The 22165-nt window shown below is 61.5% G+C and carries 15 protein-coding genes and 1 pseudogene; 9 read left to right on the top strand and 7 right to left on the bottom strand.

The annotated features are described in order from the left end of the window. Window positions 1–214: 214 nt before the first annotated feature. Together HWX55_RS19800 and HWX55_RS19795 are read right to left on the bottom strand one after the other, a co-directional pair. Window positions 215–1492 carry an ATP-binding protein gene (locus tag HWX55_RS19800; protein WP_175976977.1) on the bottom strand — a complete coding sequence of 426 codons (1278 nt, stop codon included), beginning with the start codon at window positions 1490–1492 and terminating at the stop codon, window positions 215–217. Next, a complete protein-coding gene (locus HWX55_RS19795; RefSeq protein ID WP_175976976.1) occupies window positions 1476–2225 on the bottom strand; it encodes a response regulator in 750 nt (249 codons plus the stop codon). The genes HWX55_RS19800 and HWX55_RS19795 overlap by 17 nt, the downstream gene beginning before the upstream one ends. Window positions 2226–2539: 314 nt before the next feature. On the opposite strand from HWX55_RS19795, the gene HWX55_RS19790 reads away from it, so the two are divergent. From HWX55_RS19790 to HWX55_RS19780, 3 genes are read left to right on the top strand one after another with little or no spacing between them, the layout of a single operon-like run. Then, window positions 2540–3793, top strand: coding sequence for an efflux RND transporter periplasmic adaptor subunit (locus HWX55_RS19790; protein WP_175976975.1), 1254 nt, complete (start codon window positions 2540–2542; stop codon window positions 3791–3793). A 12-nt stretch (window positions 3794–3805) separates the two neighbouring features. Further along, a complete protein-coding gene (locus tag HWX55_RS19785) occupies window positions 3806–7003 on the top strand; it encodes an efflux RND transporter permease subunit (RefSeq protein WP_175976974.1) in 3198 nt (1065 codons plus the stop codon). Further along, window positions 7000–8427, top strand: a complete 1428-nt coding sequence (locus HWX55_RS19780; protein WP_175976973.1) for an efflux transporter outer membrane subunit — start codon at window positions 7000–7002, stop codon at window positions 8425–8427. The genes HWX55_RS19785 and HWX55_RS19780 overlap by 4 nt, the downstream gene beginning before the upstream one ends. Before the next feature lie 572 nt (window positions 8428–8999). Here HWX55_RS19780 and HWX55_RS19775 read toward each other — a convergent pair. From HWX55_RS19775 to HWX55_RS19765, 3 genes are all read right to left on the bottom strand, one after another. After that, window positions 9000–10025: an IS110 family transposase gene (locus HWX55_RS19775; RefSeq protein ID WP_175976972.1), complete on the bottom strand. Its 1026-nt coding sequence runs from the start codon at window positions 10023–10025 to the stop codon at window positions 9000–9002. Window positions 10026–10515: 490 nt separating this feature from the next. Further along, window positions 10516–10866: a VOC family protein gene (locus tag HWX55_RS19770; RefSeq protein WP_175976971.1), complete on the bottom strand. Its 351-nt coding sequence runs from the start codon at window positions 10864–10866 to the stop codon at window positions 10516–10518. A gap of 361 nt (window positions 10867–11227) precedes the next feature. Next, window positions 11228–11545: a hypothetical protein gene (locus tag HWX55_RS19765; RefSeq protein ID WP_244140608.1), complete on the bottom strand. Its 318-nt coding sequence runs from the start codon at window positions 11543–11545 to the stop codon at window positions 11228–11230. A 654-nt stretch (window positions 11546–12199) separates the two neighbouring features. On the opposite strand from HWX55_RS19765, the gene HWX55_RS19760 reads away from it, so the two are divergent. From HWX55_RS19760 to HWX55_RS19750, 3 genes are all read left to right on the top strand, one after another. Then, window positions 12200–14335: a phage integrase family protein gene (locus HWX55_RS19760; protein ID WP_175976970.1), complete on the top strand. Its 2136-nt coding sequence runs from the start codon at window positions 12200–12202 to the stop codon at window positions 14333–14335. 647 nt (window positions 14336–14982) lie between these two features. After that, complete coding sequence (gene parA / locus HWX55_RS19755; RefSeq protein WP_175657455.1) at window positions 14983–15666, top strand: ParA family partition ATPase; 684 nt, start codon at window positions 14983–14985, stop codon at window positions 15664–15666. After that, window positions 15663–16730 (top strand): ParB/RepB/Spo0J family partition protein, encoded by a 1068-nt coding sequence (locus tag HWX55_RS19750; RefSeq protein WP_175657456.1) that lies wholly within the window; start codon window positions 15663–15665, stop codon window positions 16728–16730. The genes parA and HWX55_RS19750 overlap by 4 nt, the downstream gene beginning before the upstream one ends. A gap of 142 nt (window positions 16731–16872) precedes the next feature. Here the strand turns inward: HWX55_RS19750 and HWX55_RS19745 are convergent, their stop codons facing one another. Together HWX55_RS19745 and HWX55_RS19740 are read right to left on the bottom strand one after the other, a co-directional pair. After that, a complete protein-coding gene (locus HWX55_RS19745) occupies window positions 16873–18147 on the bottom strand; it encodes a replication initiation protein (protein WP_175657457.1) in 1275 nt (424 codons plus the stop codon). Between the two features lie 1166 nt (window positions 18148–19313). After that, window positions 19314–19925, bottom strand: a complete 612-nt coding sequence (locus tag HWX55_RS19740) for a hypothetical protein (RefSeq protein ID WP_175976969.1) — start codon at window positions 19923–19925, stop codon at window positions 19314–19316. Window positions 19926–20300: 375 nt separating this feature from the next. Between HWX55_RS19740 and HWX55_RS19735 the strand changes: the two genes are divergently transcribed. The 3 genes and pseudogenes from HWX55_RS19735 to HWX55_RS19725 all read left to right on the top strand — a co-directional run. Then, window positions 20301–21017, top strand: a complete 717-nt coding sequence (locus HWX55_RS19735) for a type IV secretion system protein (RefSeq protein WP_175657459.1) — start codon at window positions 20301–20303, stop codon at window positions 21015–21017. Continuing rightward, complete coding sequence (locus HWX55_RS19730) at window positions 21014–21889, top strand: TrbG/VirB9 family P-type conjugative transfer protein (protein WP_175657460.1); 876 nt, start codon at window positions 21014–21016, stop codon at window positions 21887–21889. The genes HWX55_RS19735 and HWX55_RS19730 overlap by 4 nt, the downstream gene beginning before the upstream one ends. 7 nt (window positions 21890–21896) lie before the next feature. After that, window positions 21897–22025: pseudogene (locus HWX55_RS19725) on the top strand (conjugal transfer protein TraI); the annotation flags it as partial. Window positions 22026–22165 lie beyond the last annotated feature (140 nt).

The following is a 22165-nucleotide window of genomic DNA, read 5'->3' as shown; positions in this document are numbered from 1 at the left end:
ATTCACGCTACCGGGCTACTCGAAAGTGTGGTTGAGGTATTTGTTGCTACTGTCCCAGTTCCGACAGCCGTTGCTCCGGTGATCTGCCCCCGGTGAACACACCACCGAGGACCTCAACGAAGGCGCCCTCACGCTTGCCGAAGCGGTGGGCGCATGGAAGCTCGACTAGACCACCGCTGGCACTCAGACGAGCGGCGACAGCGCATGCGGCGCTTCATCGCGCGGCGCTGTGCTTCGGAAACCTCATCGCTATGACGAGCCCGCCGTCGGCCGCGTTGGAAATCTGCAGCGTGCCGCCGTGATGGCGAACGAGGCGGTGAACGATGGCCAGGCCCAAGCCGCTGTGCGAGGTGCCGCCGCGAGCGGGATCGAGCCGGACGAACGGACGCAGCACGCGGTCGAGATCGGGCTCGGATACGCCGGGCCCGTGGTCCCGCACCACGAGTTCGTAGTGCTCGTCATACGCTCGCGTGGCGATCTCCACGGGCGGCTCGCCGTAGGTCAGCGCATTTTCGATGAGGTTCGAAAGAATACGGTCGATATCGACCGTGGGCAGCATGAAGTCGGGCCCCGCGCGAAGATCGAGCGTGACAAGCGCATCGGTATGCGCTTCGCCGCCCGGACTCGGCGCGTCGGTGTAATCGAGACGGCAATGCGTGTCCACGCTGATTTGCGGCGACCCTTCGGGGCTCTCGTGCGCAAAGTCGAGAAACTGTGTGATGACACGCGACATGGATTCGGTATCGCGCAGAAACCCCTCGCGATCGCTACGGTCGGTCAGCAGGTCTGCCCGCACCTGCATGCGTGTGATCGGTGTCCGCAGGTCGTGCGCGATACTCGCGAGCATCACGGCGCGCTCGCGCTCTGCCTCGGCCAGCTCGCGCGTCATGTCGTTGAAGTCGCCAATCAGCTCGCGCAGTTCGCGCGGCCCGCGTGTGCGCACGCGGTTTAGATGATGGCCAGTGCGATGCTCACGCGCGGCTGCGGCAAGATCGCGGATGGGGCGGTTCAGGTGCCACGCAAGCACGACGGCAACCACGATAGCGAACACCAGCGTCAACGCCAGCACCCCGGTGAAACGACTCAGCGGCACCTCGGCCCGCGGCAGCACGATGCCACGCGTGCTGCCTGCGGGGAGCACGCGCAGCGTGCCGTCGCTATCCATCGCCACGTGGGTGCCCGGCGGCAGCACGTGCCGCAGTTGCCGTTCGATGGGCCCGTGCGTGTCGCCGCGAAAGCGCTGCGCGTCGGCGGCCGGCAGTTGCTTCAGGTCCACGAACTCAATACCGAGGATATTTGCCACGGACCGTTCGCCGCCGCCATCCTGCTCACCCATGCTGGCGGCAGCCTCCACGACGCGCGAAATATGGAAGGCGGCAAGGCTCATGCGGGTTCGGTCGATCAGCAGCAACGACGTGAGGTGAACCAGCACGAGCAGGCCCACCGTCGTGATGACGAGCCGGCCGAACATCGAATCAAACGGATTCTTCATCGGCCGGGCTGTCGGGTATGAACATGTAGCCGACGCCGCGCATGGTTTGCAACCGTCGGGGATTGGACGGATCGTCCTCGATCAGGCGGCGCAGGCGCCATACCGGCACGTCGATGCCGCGCTCCGTCACCTCGGCATCCGGACCGTGGAGCAGCTCGATGAGCCGCGTACGCGAAAGCGTCTCCATGGGGTGCGAGGCCAGCACCTCGAGCAGCGCGTACTCGCCGCCCGTGAGCTTCACGGGTGTGCCTTCCCTCAGCAGCGTGCGCGTCGAGAAATCCAGTTCGAAACGGCCGAACCGGCACGGGGCGCGCTTCTCCTGCACTACCGTGGTTTGCGGCTGGCCTTGGCGGCGCAGCACCGCGTGGATGCGCGCGAGCAGTTCCTGCGGCATGAACGGCTTGCCCAGATAGTCGTCCGCACCCAGTTCGAGCCCCAGCACGCGCTCCACGCCTTCGGCGCGCGCGGTCAGCATGATGACGGGAATCGTGTCGCCGCGCGCGCGCAATTGCTTGAGCGCGGTGAGGCCATCCACGCCCGGCATCATGAGGTCCATCACGATGATGGACGGCCGCTCGCGTTCGAGCCGCCGCGCCAGATTGGTGGCGTCGTGCAAGACGGAGAACGCGCTGCCGCGTTGCTGGAAGAACTTGCGCAGCAGGTCGCGCAGCTCGGCGTCGTCATCAACGAGCAGGACCTGCAGCGTGGAATCGGGAAAGGGGGGTGCGTGCACTTCGGGTATTCGGGTGGTATGAGAACGGATTGATGGTAGCCCGGAGAAGGCTCGACTGGCTTTCGAAATATTACTGTGATTTGCGATCCCTAACGGAACCGGCACAAGGGCCCGGCCGCGCAGGTATTACGTACACCGAAAGCCCGATTCTCATTTCCCTGTCCGGGCGCGCCACCGGACAGTAAGTTTCCGTAAGCACGGAAATAGGCGACGTCGGTAGCGTTACGCCTTGCCCAGCACCGGTTCCGCTGAGCTGCCATTGAAGCGCTCGGTGCCATCCCGTTCCCGCATCGCGATGTCCAAACAGGTCAAAGATGAAGACGTCAATCCTCTCTAACCACGCGCACCACCGCACGATGTGCAGGCCGCGGCGCTTATTTTCCGCGCTCTCGATATTCGCCATACTCGGCACCGCGGGCTGCAACAAGCCGACAGGCGCGCCCTCCGGCTTTGCCGCACAAACCACCGCGGTCGGCGTACTCACGCTCGCGCCGCAGCGCATCGTCGAAACCACCGAACTCTCCGGCCGCCTTTCCTCGCTGAAGGTTTCCGACGTCCGCCCGCAGGTGGGCGGTATCGTCTTGAAACGCCTGTTCGTGGAAGGCAGCGATGTGAAGGCGGGCCAGGTGCTCTACCAGATCGACCCGGCCACCTACCAGGCGACCTACGACCAGGCCCGCGGCACGCTCGAAAAAGCGCGCGCCACGCTGGCCTTGGCGAAAATGAAAGCGGATCGCTACACGGAACTCGTGAAGATCAACGCCGTGAGCAAGCAGGATTACGACGATGCCGTCGCCGCCATTCGCGAAGACGCAGCCGACGTCACGGCCGACGAGGCGTCGCTCGAATCTGCGCGCGTCAACCTCGAATACACGCGTGTGCGCGCCCCAATTTCCGGGCGCATCGGTGCATCGAGCGTGACCGAGGGTGCGCTCGTCACCTCGAACCAGACCACCGCGCTCGCCACCATCCAGGCGTTCGACCAGATGTACCTCGACGTCACGCGCCCCAGCACGGAATGGCTGAGGCTTCGCAAGGCCTTCGCCTCCGGGCGCCTGAAGAAGACGGGCAGCGACAGCGCCGCCGTCACGCTCGTGATGGAAGACGGCACCGAATACACCCACCCCGGCGCGCTGCAGTTCTCCGGCGTCACGGTGGACGCCACCACGGGTTCGGTCACGCTGCGCAGCACGTTCCCGAACCCCGAGCGCGAATTGCTGCCCGGCATGTTCGTGCGCGCCCGCCTGGAAGAAGGCGAGAACGACAACGCGATACTCGTGCCGCAAATGGCCGTGACGCGCGCGTCGGACGGCAAGGCGAGCGTCTACGTCGTGGATGCGGCCGGCAACGCGCGGCAGGTGCAAGTCACCGCCGACAACGCATTCCGCGACCAATGGATCGTGACCTCAGGCCTGCACACCGGCGACCGTGTGATCGTGAGCGGCCTGCAGGGCGTGCATGCGGGTGCGCCGGTCAAGGTGGCGGCCGATACGCCGCAGACGCAGGCGAACGCGGTGTCCGCGGCACCCGCGACAGACACGGCCTCGACCGTGTCGGCACAACGCTAGGCGGAGAACGGCATGGCAGAGTTCTTCATCAAGCGTCCCATTCTCGCGTGGGTCATGGCCATCGTCATCATGCTGGTGGGCGCGGCGGCGGTCACGAGTCTCCCCGTCGCGCAGTACCCCACCATCGCGCCGCCGTCGGTGCAGGTGACGGCCACTTACCCCGGCGCCTCCGCCGACACCGTCGCTGCAACCGTGACCCAGGTGATCGAGCAGAAGCTGAGCGGCATCGACAACGTGCTGTACATGTCGTCCACGAGCAGTTCCGCCGGGCAGGCCACCATCACGCTGACGTTCAATCCCGGAACGAATCCCGACATCGCGCAGGTGCAGGTGCAGAACAAGGTGACGCAGGCCACGCCTACACTGCCCCAAACGGTGCAGGAGCAAGGTGTGCAGGTCGCGAAGGCGTCGACGAACTTCCTCATGATCGTCGCGCTCTCGTCGCCGGGCGGCACCTGGAATTCGGTGGATCTCGGCAACATCATCGCGACCCGGATCGAAGATCCGCTCGCGCAGTTGAACGGCGTGGGCGACGTGACGCTGTTCGGCGCGCAGCACGCCATGCGCATCTGGCTCAACCCGGTGAAGCTGCACAGCTTCGGACTCACGCCCTCCGACGTGACCACGGCTATCACGAACCAGAACGTCGAGCTTTCCACGGGACAGGTAGGCGGCTCGCCGGCAACGGACTCGCAGGCCATCAACGCAACCATCCGCTCGTCGAGTCTGCTGACGACCGCCGACCAGTTCGCCAACATCCTGCTGCGCGTGAACAGCGACGGCTCGCGCGTGCTGCTGAAGGACGTGGCGCGCGTGGAGGTGGGCGGCGACAGCTACGACACCTCGTCGCGTCTGAACGGCAAGCCGGCCTCCGCGCTCGCCATCAAGCTCGCCACCGGCGCCAACGCGCTGGACGCCGCCAACGCGGTGCGCGCGAAGCTCGCCGAAATCCAGCTGCAATTGCCGAAGGACGTCGCGATCAGTTATCCGTACGACACCACGCCGTTCGTGCGCATCTCGATCGAAGAGGTCGTGAAGACGCTGTTCGAAGCGGTCGTACTGGTCTTCCTCGTGATGTACCTGTTCCTGCAGAACGTGCGCGCCACGCTGATTCCGACCATCGTGGTGCCCGTTGCGCTGCTCGGCACGTTCGGTGTGATGTCGATGATCGGTTTTTCGATCAATGTGCTCTCGATGTTCGCGATGGTGCTCGCCATCGGCCTGCTCGTGGACGACGCCATCGTGGTGGTGGAAAACGTCGAGCGCATCATGAGCGAGGAGAAGCTCGGCCCGAAGGAAGCCACGCACAAGGCGATGGGGCAGATTACCGGCGCGCTGGTCGGCGTGACCACCGTGCTCACCGCCGTCTTCATTCCAATGGCGTTCTTCGCGGGCTCCACGGGCGCGATCTACCGGCAGTTCTCCATCACCATCGTCTCGGCGATGCTGCTGTCGGTCATGCTCGCGCTCACGCTCACGCCGGCGCTGTGCGCCACGCTGCTCAAGCGCGCCGACGTGGAGCACCACGAAAAGCGCGGCTTCTTCGGCTGGTTCAACCGGTGGTTCGCGAAGAGCAATGCGGGCTACAGTTCCTCGCTCGCACGCGTGGTCGCGCGGCCCGCGCGTTACATGCTCCTCTACGGCGTGATCGCCGGCGTCGTGGCGCTGCTCTACGTCACGTTGCCCTCCTCGTTCCTGCCTGACGAAGATCAGGGCTACTTCATCGTGTCGATCAGCGCGCCCGCGGGTACGCCGGCTTCGCGCACGCTGAAGACGGTGGAGGCCGTGGAACAGTACGTGCTGAAAGACGAGCCGGGCGTCAAGCAGGTCATCGCCATCAACGGCTTCAGCTTCAACGGCCAGGGGCAGAACAACGCCATCGCATTCGTGACGCTCAAGGACTGGAGCCTGCGCGGTTCGCGCGACAGCGCGCCGGCCATCATCGCGCGCGCCAACCAGCATTTCGCCGGCAATCGCGACGCGCGCATCTTCGTGCTGAATCCGCCCGCCATTCAGGAACTGGGTACGCAAAGCGGCCTCGACTTCGAGATCGAAGACCGCGGCGGCGCAGGACACGACAAGCTGCTCGCGGTGCGCAACCAGTTTCTCGGCATGGCGTCGAAGGAACCGACGCTCGCCATGGTGCGCCCGTCCGGCCTCGAAGATACGCCGCAGTTGCAGGTGGACATCGACCGCGAAAAAGCCAACGCGCTGGGGCTTTCCATCTCCGACGTCAACGACACGCTGCAGACCGCGTTCGGTTCGTCCTACGTGAACAACTACATCGACACGGGGCGCGTGCAGAAAGTCTATGTGCAGTCGGACGCGCCGTATCGCATGATGCCTGCCGACCTTGGCGACTGGTATGTGAAGTCAAGCAGCAGTTCGTCGGGTTCGTTATCCTTATCGTCTTCGAGTACCGCCACGAGCACGACAGGCTACGACTCGACGATGGTTCCCTTCTCGTCGTTCGCCAAGAGTCACTGGACGTTCGGGCCGCCGCAGATCGAGCGCTACAACCGGCAGCTCGCCACGGGCATTTCGGCTGCCACGCGGCCCGGTGTGAGCACCGGCGAGGCCATGAACGCGGTCGAGCAGCTCGCGCACAAACTGCCGCCCGGGTTCGCTCTGGAATGGACCGGACAGTCCTATCAGGAGAAGCAGGCCGGCTCCCAGGCCACGACGCTCTATGCGATCTCGCTCGTCGTCGTGTTCCTGTGCCTCGCGGGACTCTACGAAAGCTGGTCGATTCCGCTCGCGGTGCTGCTCGTCGTGCCACTCGGCGTGCTGGGCGCGTTGCTTGCCGCTCATGGGCGCGGACTTTCGAACGACATCTACTTCAAGGTGGGGCTGCTGGCCACCATCGGGCTTTCCACGAAGAACGCCATTTTGATCGTCGAGTTCGCGAAGGATCTGCAAGCGCAGGGGCACAGCCTCGTGGACGCCGTACTCGAAGCCGCCCACATGCGGCTGCGTCCCATTCTCATGACTTCGCTCGCGTTCGTGTTCGGCGTGCTGCCGCTCGTCATCAGTACGGGTGCCGGCGCCGGCGCACGCCATGCCATCGGCACGGGTGTGACGGGCGGCATGATCGCGGCCACGGTGCTTGCCATCTTCTTCGTACCGGTCTTCTTCGTCGTGGTGCGCAGACTGTTCAAGGAACACGGTCACGCCACGGACTCCGCCGACATCAACGAGGGCAACGCATGAAACGTACACTGATCGCCCTTCTTTGCGCGGGCGTGCTGGCAGGCTGCACGCTGGACCCGATGTACCAACGGCCGGCCGCACCGGTCGACAACACCTGGTCCACCGTGCCCGCGCTGGCGCAGCCGAAGGCCTTGCAAAGCACTGCCGCGGCACCGCCGGGAGCCGACCTCGGCTGGCGCGACTTCTTCAAGGATCCGCGCCTGCAAAAGCTGATCGAACTCGCGCTCGCGAACAACCGCGACATGCGCGTGGCCGCGCTCAACGTGGCGCAGTACGAAGCGCAGTACCGCATTGCGCGCGCCAACGTCGGACCGACCATCAACGCATCCGGCTCGGTCACGCGCGAACACGTGGCAGGCTCCACGAGCGCATACAGTTCGAGCAGCGCGAGCGTGGGCCTCACATCGTGGGAAATCGACTTCTTCGGCCGCCTGCGCAGCCTCAAGCGCCAGGCGCTGGAGCAGTACCTCGCCACGGACGCCGCGCGCACGAGCACGCAGCTCAGCCTGATCGCGACGGTCGCCACCGACTATCTGCAGTTGCTCTCCGACGAAGCTTCGCTGCAGGTCACGCAGAACACCGTGGATGCGGACCAGCACACCTACGACCTCACGGTGAGCATGATGAAGATCGGCAGCGCGTCGCTGCAGGACGTGCGCCAGGCCGAAAGCTCGCTGGCCAGCGCGCGCTCGAGCCTGGCCTCGTACACGCGTGCGGTGGCGCAGGACCGCAACAACCTGGTGGCCGAAATCGGCGCGCCGCTGCCCACCGATCTGCCGCAAAGCGGTTCGCTGATGGAAAGCGAGAACATGTTCGCGGACATCGGCGAAGGCGTGCCGTCGGATCTGCTCACGCGCCGCCCCGACATCGTCGAAGCCGAGCACACGCTGAAGGCCGCCAACGCCAACATCGGCGCGGCCCGCGCCGCGTTCTTTCCGAAGATCGAGCTGACAGCTTCCGCGGGCACCACGAGCAGCAGCCTCTCGAACCTCTTCAAAGCGGGCACGGGTGCGTGGACATTTGCACCGTCCATTTCGGTGCCCATCTTCGACTTCGGCTACAACCGCGCCACGCTCGACGTAGCGAAGGTCGAGAAGGACATCGACATCGCCAACTATGAAAAGGCCATCCAGACGGCGTTCAAGGAAGTGTCGAATGCACTCGCGGGACGCACGACGTACGTCACGCAGGTGGCTGCGGACCGCGACTACGTGAACGCCGCGCAGCAGTACTACGACCTCGCTCAGGCACGCTACCGCAGCGGCACCGACAGCTTCCTGACCCTGCTCGACGCGCAGCGCACGCTCTACGCTGCGCAACAGCAACTGATCACGGACATGCTCGCCAAGCAGTCGAACCTCATCACGCTGTACAAGGTGGTGGGCGGCGGCTGGTCGGAGACGAGCGCGATGGCGCAACGATAGTCATACGAACGGTCGACGGGTCGTTTGCTTCGACAATGACCCATCCGATTCGCCCGCACGCCTTGATCCTGCCTCGATTCCACGGCCCGTTTACCGGGCCGGTCTCGGCAGCCGGCCGCCTAGCGGGTGATCGGGCGTCGTTGATTTTCGCGAGGCATGGCTGCATGTCGGACGGATAGGTGTACAGAATCCTAGTGTGCGATCAGACCGCCTCGATCTGGCATGACGAGAGACGCAATTCAGTCACGAGCGAGCAAATTGGAAAACAAGAGACGATCAATGCGACGAGCCGGTCGATTGCGCCTGACGTAGACCAAAATAAATCTATGGTCCGCCCCAGTTTTGCAACCTCTGATCCTTGATGTCATGTTGGCTTGCCTAAATCTATCCGGCGTCGTTTTTGGGGATCGCGCCCCGCGCCTCGATGAAGTTCGCGCCTGTGGCTCCTATAAAGTCGTGCGGCTTTGGTAAGCCTCTTTATTTTCCAGGGTGTTCCACAGGCCGGTGTGCCGTTCACGTCATCACGTTTCAGTCGTCGCAAAAGCAGAGGAGGTAACCTGGTTTGTGCCCGCTCAGGCCGACGGCCTAGCGAATTCAGAATCGAAGGTACCGTGGCGTGCGACGATGGCCCACGCGGTTCGCGCAAGCTTGTTGGCCAGCGCACATGCCACAACATTTGAATGACGTCGCGCCATCATCGCGCGCGCCCACTCCGCGAGACGGCCAGTTCGCTTCTCGAGCCCGCGTAGATACGCTCGGGCGCACAGAACCAGAAGAGACCTGACGTGCTTGTCGCCTCGACGGCTGATCCCGAGGAGGTTGGACCTTCCTCCTGTGCTGTATTGGCGCGGAACAAGTCCAACTGACGCGGCGAAGTCCCGGCTGCAACCGTACTGCCTGCCATCACCCATTTCTGCGGCAAGCACGCTCGCGGTGATCGGACCGATCCCCGGAATGCTCATGAGCCGTTGCCCAACGTCGTCATCGGCGAGTTGGCGCGCCAGCTCGCGCTCAATCTCACCTACCTGGTTCTCAAGGTATTTGAGATGTTCATGGAGGCGTTCGAGAATCGCTATCAGCCGGGGCGGCAACGCGTTCGCGTCGAGAAGCTCGGGCAGTCGCGCAACGGCGGCCTTGCCGACCGGCAGGCTGACGCCGAACTCGAGCAGGAAGCCATGCATCTGGTTGATCGTTCTCGTACGGTCCCGCACCATCGATTCACGCACGCGATGCAGAACCGAAAGGGTCTGTTGCGACTCAGTCTTCGGTGTCACAAAGCGCATTGCGGGACGCGATGCAGCTTCACAGATCGCTTCAGCGTCGACGAAGTCGTTCTTGTTCGACTTCACGAATGGGCGTACGAACTGGGGTGAAATCAGCTTTACCTCATGGCCGAACGTGGCCAGCTTGCGCGCCATGTGATGAGCGCCGGCGCACGCCTCCATGACCACGGTGCAGACCTCGCACGTCGCGAAGAATTCGATCAGTTGCTTACGCCCCAGCTTCTTGCGAAACAGGGCCTTGCCATTCCGGTCTTGACCATGAAGGTGAAAGCTATGCTTGCCAAGATCGATTCCAACCAACGTTACCTGGTCCATGATGATCTCCGGTTCCGAGTGAGCGCCGCCAGCTTAACTTATCCGGTAAGGCGGGGCGGACCATGTCATTAGTCGTCACCGTTTGCGAAGTACAGTTGTCACTTCGCCGGTTGTCGCCGCCCCTGAGATGTGAAACCTTTGTGAATTCATGAGGTTGAGCGCCGCGTATTAAAGTTGTCACCAGGCGGGCCTTGCGAAGACCGTTGTCACCTACTCGTCGCCCTGTCGCGGCGAGGGCCTTCGCGGTCGCGCAGCTCCCAATCGCGAGTTTGATGGTCTGACCGTGCTGTAGTGGTAAACGAATATCTCGTTACTAGGTCGTTCGGCTAGGTCGGCAAACAAGCCAGCGCGCCGTCGAGCGGCCGTTCTGGAGCCGTGCGAGAGGCGCTTCGCGACCCGGAAGCGACATTCTCCGTGGCTTTTTGCAACGGCCCTTCTTCGCCGCCAAGAAGTCGTTCGCAGGACTTGCTACGAACTGCAAAGCCGTTGGTTAGTTGCGGCACATGCAAAGCTCGAACTCGTGTCCGTCGGGACTGCTCAATACAATGCTTTTCATGGACTCGATCTTCAATCCGTCCATCACGATGGTGGCCCCGTTTTCTGTTGCCCGCTTCACGAATTCGTGAAGCGCATTTTCTTCGAACTCAAAGACAGGGACGGAGCTGCTACCTTTTATCTCATCTCCAAAATCGTTTAACAAAAGGCCCAATCTGTTTGTGCCGATCATGAATTCAGTCCACTTGCCGGACCGCTTAAGCGGCTCATATCCGAGAAGTCGCTCCCAGAAAGAAGTGGATGTCTCCATATTACTGACCTTCAAATACACGGTCCGAAGTTTCATGACGTGTCCCCGAAATGGATGCAAACCGAATGTATCAGACGCCAAAATAATTGGCTCACGGCAGCGTCGGCCAGACTCACGCAGTGATCGAAGCTTGAGCATCATGCAATAGGCACGACCGTCCACAAGCGGACGTACGATTGTTACGTCGGAACGTCGGTTTGTGGCCGCCTCGCGCCCGACGCATGAGCGCGACGAACATCGCTGGGCGGCCGCGCGATGCAACAGGCGTAACACGACCCGCCGCGGACAGTCGCGATTGCGGAAAGCCGACGTTCGTGCCATCGCTTTACTACGTGTAGCCAGCGATATGGAGCCTGCAACTGTCCTGGGCCGCAAGCCGCGTCGGCATTGGACTTCACTACGCAAGTCCCTGGGTGGTCATCGCTAACAATAGTCGTTCAGCGCCGATGCCGAAACCGGCTCCCTCCTGATAGGCACCGCCACCAACGACTTGCTGTTGTGCGCCGAGTTCGGTACAGCGTATTTCGAAGCCCCGACCGTTCAGATAGTAGCTGAGGCCTCTGCGGGCCGAATCGTCGATTTCATAGCGAAGGCCGAGTGAATCGAAAAAGCCGAGCGCCACTTCCCGACTGCGTTTGAGGGCGGATTTGCTCGCGTCGGTTTTGCTGACGCCCGCGCCCGCTGCGACCGCGTCAATGAGTTCCTGCTTGTTCATGAACAGCCTCGACAACAAAGTCAAAGCTGCACCCTACCTCATCCCGCTGCACACACGCAAATCGCTGGCCTCCGCCCCACCACTGCCTGCGGCGGGCAGCCCACCAATGAACTCCGGCTTACACCTGTCGCAGCCACGCTTGCCAAGAGCAATCGCGAACGTTTTCCGCCCGGCCAGCGCTCACACAACGAGCGGGCCGGGGCGGGCGTCATCACTCGCGCTGACTACGTGGTCCGGCTTCCGGTGTCGCACAACCTGACTGTTTCTCCAGCCGAATCTGCCCGGCCGACCTGCGCGGACTACGGCATCGGTTCGTGCCGCGTCTCCTGCCTCCCCTCTGCCCGCCACCGGCAGCCGGGCCTCGACTCAACTTTAGTCGTGTGCGCCCCACGAGCCTGGGGCGTTCGCTCGATGTCACGAAATGAAGGGTAACATAGTCCTTACTATGTTACCCTTCACTTTATTGGCCATTCCGCCTCTTTTCCGAGCGAACCTGGCGCACGCGCTTGTGGGGCAAGGCTCGCCCGGGGCGGCCGGCCATCGGCACGGCTCACCGTCAGGCAGCCCCGGTCGAAGAAAACGCCAAGCTGATGCGGCCGCGCTGCAGGGGCACGTATCAAACAACACGCTTTCCGTACTCCCTCGAAACCACCCATGACACCCGCCGACGATCCAGACGTCCTCGATGTCGAGTTCCGCGAACTGCCGGCCATGCCGCGCCGCGCGCGCACGCCGGCTGCGCGCCGCAAGTCGCGCTCGCGCGCCGCACGCCGCGAAGCGGCCGCCGCGCGCCGCATCGGGCTGCAGCACCTCGCCTTCTTCCGCGGCTATCTGGAAGGACTGGACCTCGCCGAGCTGGCCGACCAGTACCTCGAATTCGGCCGCGACGCGCGCAAGGCGGACGCCACCCGCACCTGGCTGGTCACCGCCTTCGTCGCCGCGGCCCGCAAGCGGCACGACTTCGCGACCGCCCGGCTGCTTGCGATTCGTCCGGCCGCCCTCGCCGCGACGCCAGCGGCCGACGCGCCGGCGCAAACCACGCCGTCGCTGGACGACTTCGCCGCCGAGCACGATCCGGATGGCTTCTATACCGAGAAAGAGCTGCTGGATCTGTTCGCCGCCCGGCACGCCGGCGCGAACACCCACGCCGGCGCGAACCTACGTCGGCAGCAGCGCAACGCCCGCCTGCGCGCGCGACAGATGGCGGCGCTCGAGGCGCTCGCGCGTCTGGTGGTCGAGGATCCACGCCCCGAGCACCACGTGCTCGGCTGGTTCGATACCGCCGTCGCGCTGCGTCTCGCCGACGTCGGCCTCACCACGATCGGCAAGCTGGTCGAGTCGATCAACGCGCTCGGCTACCGCTGGTACCGACGCGTGCCGCGCCTGGGCGAAGTCGGCGCGCGCCGCATCGTCGCGTGGCTGGCGCACTACGGGGATGTCACCGGCCTGCAGCTGGCCGCCGGCGCGCAAACCCACCCGTCCGAATCCACGCTGCCAGCGCCGCGGTTCGCCGCAGCCGGTCCCGTCACCGCGATCGTGCCGCTCGAGCGCTTCTTGCTGCCGCCCGAACTGGACGGCTCGCATGGCACGCACCGCAATCTCGTCAGGAACAACAGCCGCGCCAACAACGACCGCGAGGCGATTGATTTCTGGCTCGCCGACTACGAGAACCCGCATACGCGCCAACGCTACCGCACCGAAGCCGAACGGCTGCTGCTCTGGTCGATCTTCGTGAAGCGCAAGGCGCTGTCGAGCCTCGACACCGATGACGCGCGCGACTACATCAACGGCTTCCTGATCGATCCGCAGCCGGCCAGCCAATGGGTCATGACCGGCACCGCGCATCGCGGCGATCTGGGTTGGCGGCCGTTCCGTGGGCCGCTGTCGGTCAAGAGCCGGCAGGACGCGCTGTCCGCGCTGAAGAAGTTTTTCGGTGAGTTGGTCGACGCGCAATACCTGGATCACAATGCGTTCGCGAAGGTGCGCGTGTTCACCGGGTCGACGCACGACGCCGCCGGCAACGAGCGGCGCGTGGCCGCGAAATCGCGTCTGCAGATCGAGCGCGGCTTGACCTCCGACGCGTGGCGCTTCGCGATGCGCGTGCTCGACGATATGCCGGACACGGCCGCGGCGACACGCATGCGCTTTGTGCTGAGCTTTGCGTACAGCACCGGGCTGCGACGTGCCGAGTTGTGCGGGGCCTTCACGGACGACGTGCAGGAGCGTTACGCCGGCCCTGAGCTGGGCACGATTCGGTTGCTGCGCGTGGTTGGCAAGCGCGCGAAGGAGCGCTTTGTGCCGCTGGTGCCGGCGGTGCTGGACCTGATGGGCGACTATCTGGAATCGCGCGGGCTGCCGCGCGATCCCCTCGCCTGCCCTGCCGCCACCCCTTTGATTCCGGCGCTGCTGTCGAATGCCGAGATCGGCCGGATCCGGCGCGCGGCGAAGGTAAGCAAGACCGATCCGGCGCCCGAGCTCGCGGCGCGCGCGCGGCAAACCGGGCCGATCCATCCGATTCAACTTTATAAGGCGGTTAGGCAGTTTTTTGCGATGGCGACTGCCGCCGCGCTGCGCGAGGACTCGCCGCACGCGCGGGCTTTCAGCGCCGCCAGCCCGCACTGGCTACGACACACGTTCGTGTCGCATGCGCTGGCAAACGGGATGAGTCTCGAGAGTGCGCGGAATTTTGCCGGTCACGATTCGCTCGACACCACATCGGTCTACGCGACCGCTGAACTTGGCCGCCAATACCGTGAGGCCGAGACGTTCCTTAGGCGGGCTTCGACCTAGCGATATTGGGGGCACGAAACCACTCCAAACCTATGCCCCGCCCCACCCCGGGCCACTTGGTTGAATATCCGCGCCCGGCTACCGAAGCACGCGCAACACCCCCGGGCAACTACAATGCGTTTCCCAGCCAACCAATGGCATCTCCTAGACTATCCCCGACATCGTTCGGCGAGGAACTTCCAACCCCCACATAATCTCCAGCTTCCGCTTCTGGAAGCTGGAATCTCCCAGACAATCTGGGACTTTGCTCGCAGCCGCATCCGATTCGCATCAAGTCTTTAGAAATTCGGTATATAAGATTCACCTCTCACCCTTAGTCTCCGGTTCTTTAACCGGTGTGGGATCGCAACGCTAGATGCCGCAGACCACCGCCTACTGCGTGATCTCCACGTGGAGATCGTCTATCTGAAACCGCCCCGCAAACGCTCGGCGGCCCCGCAATCTCCACGTGGAGATTCTGCGCGTCGTCAATTGAAGTATTTCTTGATAAATTTAAATCGTCGACTATACTTCGCAGGTACGTTACTTTTTACGCCGACTACGCCGGCGTGCGCCCGATCTCCACGTGGAGATCGGCTTCACTTCACGCTCGAATCTCCACGTGGAGATCGACCCTGGGCAGTGTCTGGGGACTTTCCGGAGGCGAAATGGGTCTAGTATTCGCTGTTGCAAATCAAAAAGGCGGGACCGGGAAAACAACTACAACAATCAACCTGGCCGGAGCATTCCACGCCGCGGGCTATAAGCCGCTGGTCGCCGACGCCGATGCCCAAAACTCGTGCTTGAGGTGGAATGCCGTAGCCGACGATGGAAACCCACTTCCGTTCAAAATCGTGAGTGTCGCCGGGCACGGGAAACAAATTGGAAGTGTCATTACACAATTGGCAGAAGATTCTGAAATTGTGCTGGTGGATTGCCCGCCCAGCATTGAGTCCCCAATTACCGCGCGGGTGCTGATGGTCGCCGACGCGACTATCATCCCAACCGATTCGTCACCCCTGGACCTTTGGAGCAGCGAAGGGATGATGCGCCTAGTTGAGCAAACCCGTGCCCTTCAGCCGAACGGGAAGTACGCGATTCTCCTCAACAAGGCAAATCCGAAGACTCAGCTCCATAAGCAGATGAAAGAACTGCTTTCCGAAAGCAAGGTTCATCTCTTATCGACAACGATCAAAAATCGCGAGGTCTATAAATTGGCCGCCGCTTTGGGCCGAACTGTTTTTGACGTAAAAGGGCTCCGATCCGATGCCGTCAAACCGGCGCGGAACGAGGTGGCTGCGCTACTTGATGAACTAATCGCCTTCTACAACTCCGAGGATGACGCAGAATGAGTAGGAAGCTCGACCTAAAAAGCAAAGTCCGTGTTGGTATGCATGCCGAGCGCTCGGACGTTGATGCTCGCCTGCAAAATTCCGGCGTCGTAAAAACTGCGCAGGCTGATGCAGCGCACATTCTGGACCCCGACTCTCGAGCAGTGATTGATGAGAAGGCTCCTGTTGTTGGCGACGCGGCAGACCAAACCGACGATCAGCGGATCCACGTCCTTTCAATCGACGACTGCATCGCGAACCCGTATAACCCACGCGCTTTCTATAGCCCCCAGAGCATTGACGCTCTAGCGGCGACGCTAGAGCGCGAGGAACAACTCCAACCAATTATATTTACGCACTTACCGGAATTTCCGGGAAAAAATATTATTGTCGACGGCGAGCGGCGCAAGCGCGCTCTGAAGAGTTTGGGGCGCACCACGGTCCTGGGCATGTATCGGGCCAACCTTTCGCCGAAATCTCTGTTCATTCTCGCGTACAGAGCAAACAAGGAGAGGGACGATCAGACCGTGTTTGACGACGCCGTGTCGTGGCAGCGCCTGCTGAACGAGCATGTCTATCGGGACCAGCTTGAATTGGCGGCGGCCGTAGGTGAAGACAAAGGGGTGGTCAATAAGGTTCTTCTTCTCAACACCTTGCCGATGTCGCTCCTGCAACGAATGGTCGACAACGCTGAGAAGGTTAAGCTTTCGCATGCCTACAACATCAAGCTGATATGCGACAAAGCCGGCGAAGCGGTAGCCGAACACTGGCTCGACCAGGTGATCGCCGGTCAGGCATCTGTGCGAAAGCTCGAACAAGTCGCGACCAGCGAGAAGACCGCCGCGCGAGGCGCGAAGAGGACTCACTATGAGTCGCGAGTCAAGTTTGCTTCACCAAACGGACTCGAGCTTGGAGAACTGAAGGCGTTCGCGGACGGCAGGGCCGAGTTAAACCTCAAGGGGGTGAAGGGCGAAGCGCAAGAGCGGCTGATCGACAAGTTGACCGCGGTCGTACAATCTTGGGCGCTCGAACTGCAGGACGACGACGTCAACCTACCAGCTCCGGCCACGCAATCGGCGGCGTAAGCAACTTACCGCGTTGTCGGCCGCTCAGGCACGAATGCTTCAGCGGCATCGGAAATACCTGCGCACCCGCCAACATGATTTGAGTGCGTAAGTCACGACTTCACGCGATCGCGCAGTAGCGTGATCGCGTGAGGCCGCGCACTTACCGAGAATTTGCACCGCCTCCAGCGAGGACGAAATTCAGGAGATCGCGGTCTGTCGGCTTACCCCAAACATTCTCGGCCAGCCAGTGAAAGAACGCTTGCTCGGCTGCCTTCTTCGGCTTCTTGTTCGCCACGAGCTTCAGCTGCGGCGCCACCTGACTTTCGTTGTAGCGATTGACGCAATCCCCTTGCTCGCCGGAATCGAGCTCGTTGAAATAGTCACGAGCTTGCTCGGCGCGTTTGGCGAGGAGCGTAGACAGGAGCTTGTCCTCCGCTTGCTCTGGCGAAGAGGCGATCGACACGACGCTGCTATCCGGTTTGGCCCGGCCGTTTTCCAGCTGATAGCCATTTGCTAGCGCTTTCCGAAAATACGATGCGACGTTGTCCAGCGGCTGAGCATTCTTTTTCTTCACGCGAACATCGGTGTACGCAAGCGCTTGACGTACCGCATCGGGGCCATGTTTGCCTAACAGCTTCCGCGCCTCAGACAAGGGAACCGAGAGTTTCGTCATCGCGGTAAGAACGTCGAGGTCTTCTTCGGACGTGGCCTCAGACTTTCGCTTCGGTGTAATGAAGAACCGGACCTCGGTTACGGCGCGACCCGTTTTCTCCTCCTCCATGGCAATCTCATGATCGGAAACGTCGTTGATCTCCCTAAGTGCTGGCACCAAAATCCGGCTCTTGAAAATCTTGTACTCAGCGTATGAACCTTGCGCCCAGTCCATGCCTAGCAAAAGATCGCGAAGCGTGTTGACCTTCATTTTTCCCGTCGTCCCCACACCCTCGTAGCGCACAACGTTCTCCCAGAGGGTCAGCGCGTAACCGCGCTTGAACGTCCTGGCGATCCGCATATCGATACTCGCATACACCTCGGGGCTGAGTAGAAGCTCGCTGATGTTGTGCGAGAACTGGTACTTAAGAGTTCCGCCGGATATCTTCGCGCCGGCAAGCAACGCGCTCGCGTTCCACTCAGACTTCGCGGTGGCCAACTGGTCCCAGTTGACCACAAAGCCCAGCAACGAGTTGATCGTCGCCTTGACGTACTCGCGATTTTTTGAGTTCAGTCCGACGTCAGAGATAAGATCTCCAATCGAGTACTCGAACCATGTACGTTCACCTTCCTTGCGCTGCTCGATCGCGTTCTTGATCAGGGCGTTCCAAGTCTTCGCCTGCTGGAGTGAGATAGGCCCGGTCTTCGGCGCTATGTGAATCGCTGGCACCGCCTTCCGAAATGGATCTGGCATCTCCGGCATCTGGAAGAGGGCGATTTGCATGGGTTCGCGACCCGTGTCTTTTTTCGTTGCCACGAAGGGATACGCTCGAATGGAGATGAACGGTAACAATACACTGTACTTTGTTCACCTTCAAGGATAGGCGTGACGTCGACGGGCCCGAACCACGAGAGGTCTACCTCTTTGAGAACCATAGACATTCACCAATGGCTTGGCCGGCCACTTTCGGGTGCAATTCTACCGGTTTCCCTTAGATTTCAATGACTTATCAGTCGCGCCAAGCAATCACCAGCAGCGATCTCGGAACCATAGACGTTCACCCTCACAAGCCGAAAGCGGGGTGGATTCGATACGCCTTTCTCGGAGCGTGGAACCATAGACCTTCACTTTTCCGTACCTTTCCCTGGGGACCGGCGGTCGCGCGCCCTCGAGAACCATAAACGTTCACCTTTAAGCCTCTTCTCCAAACAGATAGAGATCCGACAGGGGACTTTGGCAGGTAAGTCATTACAAATCAAAGCGTTATGAAATCAATCTCAAGAGAAATCTGCGATAGGCATGGTCGCCTTTAGAACCATAAATGTTCACCTCCACCGAGACCCATAGACCTTCACCTTTCTATCGCCCACGCCGGAACCACAAACATTCACTCTCGCCCCATGTCCATGTACCTACCGAACCATCGGTATGCACCATCTGAACCATATCCCTTCACCCTTAGAACCACCGCCGTTCACCAGTTGAACCATAGCCGTGTACTTAACGGCCCGCAGAGCCTTATCCAGCAAGGCTTTCCGGCACGTAAACGTAGTTAAAGGTGTTAAATGTGTTGAAGTAAACACGTAAACGAGCGTCGGCTTTGAGCAACAGCACGAAAGCTCCCTCCAGCCACGGAGCCGACACCGCTAGATCATCGGCGCAGCAAAGACGGTGTGAACCATAGACGTTCACCTAGTCGCGTCGCAACAATCCACCCGATCCGCCGTTCCGGCTGCCGAGATGGCGAACCATAAACATTCACCTAACAGCCAAGCTTGAACCACAGATGTTCACCGATCAGATTCGAACCGTCGGAGCATTGCTCACGGTGTACCTTCGTCCGGAGATCAGGGAAGGGATCCGCCGCTTATGCCCGGCGCAAGCACCGAAATTCCCTCTGGGATGACGACGCATCCGGTCGACGCTGGGTTCGAATTGCGTTGAGTCCGTCACTTTGCTTTGGGGGATAGCCTGAGCAACGATGGAAGGAGAGTGTTGACTAGACCTTCTAAGGCTGAAAGATGCGGGATCACCTCTTCGATATTCGACGAGTCGACTCGAATGTATCGACCGCTTCCGCCCAACGAAAATCGCAAGGTAATGCTGTCCGTGATGTCCGCGACACCGGTACACAAGATCGCTTTTACCCTCGCCGGGCCGGCCTGGCTCGGCACCGTCAACGCCCTCCGAACCACCACCTCTCGGCCAAGCTCTCGCATCAGTGCCGCGACGGTTTCCGCCGTTCGAAATGAGATCCCTCTTGGGCCACCAAACGCGGTGATGACCTCAGCCGGAAGCAGCGATGCTTGAATCGATCGAGCAACGATCGCCTTCGATACCTTGAGATCGACCGCCATTTTCGCTTGACTTGGCCAAAGCTTCAGGCCGAGCTGCTCACGGTAAAACGCCCCCATCACGATAGGCGGAGGGTCGGCGCGACGAAGATCTTGATGTCGAGCGATCGCGGTCAGCCGGCACCGACAGCCCCCATTTTTCGCAACGGACGGATCGTTACTGGAGTCGAAAGGAATCGCTGTGCTAGGAGGACATTCGAAGTTCATTGTTACTGATTTTGAGAAATGCCACGCAACCGGTTGTGGGACTTACCCGATGAACATCGAGCGGCTATGGAGTTCAACTACTTGATTTTGTTCGATTGCTGGAGCGCTGGCTCGCGCCGTTTGAGATCGAAAAGTGTGCAACGCGTTAAACGATTGCTCGCGCGATTCTATCGTGGCGATCGGAAACACAAGTCCCGAAAGCTGTCGTATTTTGGGTACCTTTCTCCCAAATCCCCCACAACCAGTTGCGCGCGCAAGGACCTTGCTCGCCCCCTTTTCTTCTCCTCGAAAAGGTCCCTGAAATGACGGCTCTTTTCCCACGAGCTGTTGTGGCCTCGGCTGTTCCAATTGATCCGTCCCAATTGGAACTCCGTGATGCGATTCCCCCGACTCTTTCCCCGTAACAAGAAGCAGGTCGCCCTTTCCCCGGCGCCCGGCCACTACTCGAACGACGATCCCGAAAAGATCATCTTCGATCAGGGGACGCGTCTGCGCGTCGAAGCCAATCACTGGAAGACCTTCTGCTTCATCCTCGCGATCATCGCCGGCGGTGCCGTGTACACACGCCAGCCGCCGCCGTCCGTCGTTCGGTCGTATGGCGTCTCGTCGGACGCCGGTGGCAATCCGTTGGTCAAGCAGCTGGCCGCTTATAACCCGGACGACCAGGCCAAGCGCACGGCGATCAAACAGGACGTCGAGCATTGGTTCACGATCGAGCCTGTCCTCACCGATGACATCCGCACCTCGCGACTCGCCAAAAACATCAACGCGGTCAAGGCGAAGATGGTAGGCAACGCGAAGAACCAATTTGCCGCGTGGATCAGCGAGGACAAGCCGTTCGACCAGATCACCACCAACCCGAAGCTGGTGCGGGAGACGAGAGTCACGAACGTGTCCCTGCTCGAGGACTCGACGGTCGTCGTTGAATTCACAACCTCGACGCGGCAATCGCCGGCTGACAAGCCTGCCGACGTCCGGTTCGCATTGACGATGCGTTACCAGATCATCCCCCCGACCGCGGAGGACGTGCTGGGCACGAATCCGTACGGCCTCTATTACCCGTTCTTCACCCTCCAGAAAACCGGCGCATGAAACGAACACGTTCCCTTCTGAGCTGGGGCGCGCTCGCCTTGATCGCAGCGTCGGCCAATGCGTTCGCCGCGAAGAACGCCGCGAATCCGATCGCCCCGATCCCGAACTTCGACGTCGGCAGCATCATCGGTGACGCGATGAGTCCGGTGAACCCGTACAACTCGGGCGCCGACCCGATCACGATGCCAGGCGATGCGCGCATGGCCGTGTTTTCGTACAGCCGCGACAAGATCTTCCGGGTCATGACCGCGCCGCTGAAGCTCACGACGATCGAGCTCGAGCGCGGTGAGACGCTGATCAGCGAGCCCGCAATGGGCGACTCGGTGCAGTGGGTACTCGATACCGACGGCGCAAATCACGTGTACGTGAAGCCGACCAAGCCCGGCCTCGTCAACACGTTGCACCTGAGCACGAACAAGCGTGAGTACGAGCTGACGCTTGTGTCGTCGCCGTTGGGTGGCCTGTTCTACCAGAACGTGCGTTTCAACTACCCGAATTCGCTGATGGCCAAGGTGCGCGCACGCGGCAACGCGACTGGAGACGACCAGGACGCTGACCACGGCTCCCAGACCGATTCCGGCCCGATTGGCGTGTCGCCTGACAAACTGAACTTCGAGTACACCGTGTCCGGCACGAGCTCGCTCAAACCCGAGACGGTTTTCGACGATGGCACGTTCATCTGGATCCGGATGCCGCCGCGCACGCCGTTTGCCGTGCCGACCATCAAGGACGGTGGCGACGTCGTCAGCCCGAACTTTATCCGCCGCGGGCCATACATCGTCATCCAGCGACTGGCCGACGAGGTGAAGCTCACGCGGCCGGGCGAGGAAGTGACGATCACTCGCGGCCGTCGCGGTCTGTTCGGGTTCTGAGGACGGTATGGCAAAACAGACCGATCCGACCAGCCCGGAAGAGAAAGCCTTGTTCAAGGGCAAGGTGCCGCGCAACGTCATGATTGCGGTTGGCTCGATCGCGGCCCTCGCTATCGGCGCGCTGGGCTTCTACACGCTGTTGATTTGCATGGAATCCTGACCCACGATTTGCATTGAATTCTGACCCACCCCTTGGACCAGCTTTGCGGGTTATTCGGTGGGTATCTGGGTCTTCTTTCTCTCCTTTTTTGGCTGTGTCGTGCTGTTTCTGAAACG

This window comes from Burkholderia sp. BCC1047, assembly GCF_902833155.1.
Taxonomy (GTDB): domain Bacteria; phylum Pseudomonadota; class Gammaproteobacteria; order Burkholderiales; family Burkholderiaceae; genus Burkholderia; species Burkholderia sola.
Note: the sequence above shows the minus strand (reverse complement) of the source record. Positions and strands in the feature narration are given on the sequence as shown.